This window comes from Mesorhizobium sp. M4A.F.Ca.ET.090.04.2.1, assembly GCF_003999085.1.
Taxonomy (GTDB): domain Bacteria; phylum Pseudomonadota; class Alphaproteobacteria; order Rhizobiales; family Rhizobiaceae; genus Mesorhizobium.
Genome location: NZ_RZOT01000803.1, coordinates 1 through 1,681 on the forward strand (window position 1 = coordinate 1; position 1,681 = coordinate 1,681).

A 1,681-nucleotide genomic window follows, 5' to 3' on the forward strand; every position below is an offset into this window, starting at 1 on the left:
AACCCGAACGGCAAATTCAGGCCGCTGCACAAGTTCAATCCGGTCCGGCTTGCCTACATCCGCGACCAGGTGGCGGCACGCTTTGGCCGCGATCCGCGCGCGGCGCGGCCGTTCGAGGGCCTGCGTTTTCTCGACATCGGCTGCGGCGGCGGGCTTTTGTGCGAGCCGATGGCCAGGCTCGGCGCCGAAGTGGTCGGCGCCGACGCTTCCGTCACCAACATCGAGGTGGCAAAGCTGCATGCGGCCGAGGTCGGCGTCAGTGTCGACTACCGCGCCACGACGGCGGAGGACCTCGCCGACGCCGGCGAGACATTCGACGTCATCCTCAACATGGAAGTGGTGGAGCACGTCGCCGACATCGACCTGTTCGTCGCCAAATGCGGCCAGATGGTCAAGCCCGGCGGCATCATGTTCGTCGCCACCATCAACCGCACGCTGAAGGCGCTCGGCCTTGCCATCATCGGCGCCGAATATGTGCTGCGCTGGCTGCCGCGCGGCACACACCAGTTCGGCAAGTTGGTGCGGCCGGAAGAACTGGAAAAGGCGCTTGGTGCTGCCGGCCTGACCATCATCGACCGCACCGGCGTCGTCTACCATCCGCTGGCCGACCGCTGGCAGCGGTCGAAGGACATGGACGTCAACTACATGGTGCTGGCCGAAAAGGGATCGGTCTGAGCGATCTCCTCGGCATCGATCTCGGAGCTCACGCTGCCTGACCCTGCAGCCTGGCACTGGTCTGGCTCTGCGCCCTGGTGGTGATGAACACGCCAGCGGTGATGATCATCGCACCCATCCAGGTCAGCAACTGGTAGTGCTCGCCAAGGAAGATCGTGCCGGCGAACAGGCCGACAGCAGCCGCGACGTAGCCGATCTGGCTGAGATAGACCGGGCCGCCGACCGCCTGCAGGCGGAAGAAGAAGGCAAACATCGCCGAGGCCGACGCCACCTGGCCGGCGACCACCAGCGGCACGCCGCTGAGCGGGACAAATGCGCTCTTGCCCAGCAAGGCCAGAATGCCTGCCAGCAGCAGCGTGGCCGAGGCCAGATGGCTGCCGACGGCAAGCTCGATCGGACCGGTCTCTTCGGGCCAGTCGACGGTGCGGTAGATATTGCCGGCGGCGAGGCTGACCGGGATCAGCAGCCCGACCGCCACCCAGAAGAACTCGGCCGGCTGGCCGGCCTCGCCGCGCGTGACCGCTACCATCACCGCACCGACGAAGCCGACGGCGATGCCGACGACACCGAGCAGATTCGGCCGCCTGACGCCGAGTAGGATCGAGAACACCAGCGTGACGACCGGCGACAGCGTGAACATGATGCCGGTGTAACCGGCGCCGAGATGCGGAATGGCCGAGAACATCAACAAATTGGGGAAGGCATAGGACACTGCCGCGGTGATGAAGAAATAGCGCAGCCTGTGTGCCGTCAGCCGAATACGCTCGCCGCGCAAAAGAAGCGCCAGCAACAGCACGCCGCCGGCGCCGAGCGAGATGACGAAGGCCCAGACCATGGCCGGCACACCGGCCGCCGTCGCCAGCTTGCCGAACGGCAGCGTCAGGCCGAGCAGGCTGCCGGTGACGACCAGCAGGCCGGCAGCCGAGTCCCAGAGAAATTTCATCAGATGGTCCCGTAGTTCAATCGCGGCGCTTGGCCGCTATTGTGTTTTGCGATAACATAGTGC

2 protein-coding genes are annotated in these 1,681 nt (G+C 65.6%); one reads left to right on the top strand and one right to left on the bottom strand.

The window, feature by feature from the left end; all coding sequences use genetic code 11:
- Positions 1 to 675: bifunctional 2-polyprenyl-6-hydroxyphenol methylase/3-demethylubiquinol 3-O-methyltransferase UbiG (gene ubiG / locus EN781_RS32020; RefSeq protein WP_127400702.1), on the top strand; the 675-nt coding region annotated here is incomplete at its 5' end.
- 28 nt (positions 676 to 703) lie between these two features.
- Here ubiG and EN781_RS32025 read toward each other — a convergent pair.
- Complete coding sequence (locus EN781_RS32025) at positions 704 to 1,618, bottom strand: DMT family transporter (RefSeq protein WP_126058144.1); 915 nt, start codon at positions 1,616 to 1,618, stop codon at positions 704 to 706.
- Between the last annotated feature and the right edge of the window lie 63 nt (positions 1,619 to 1,681).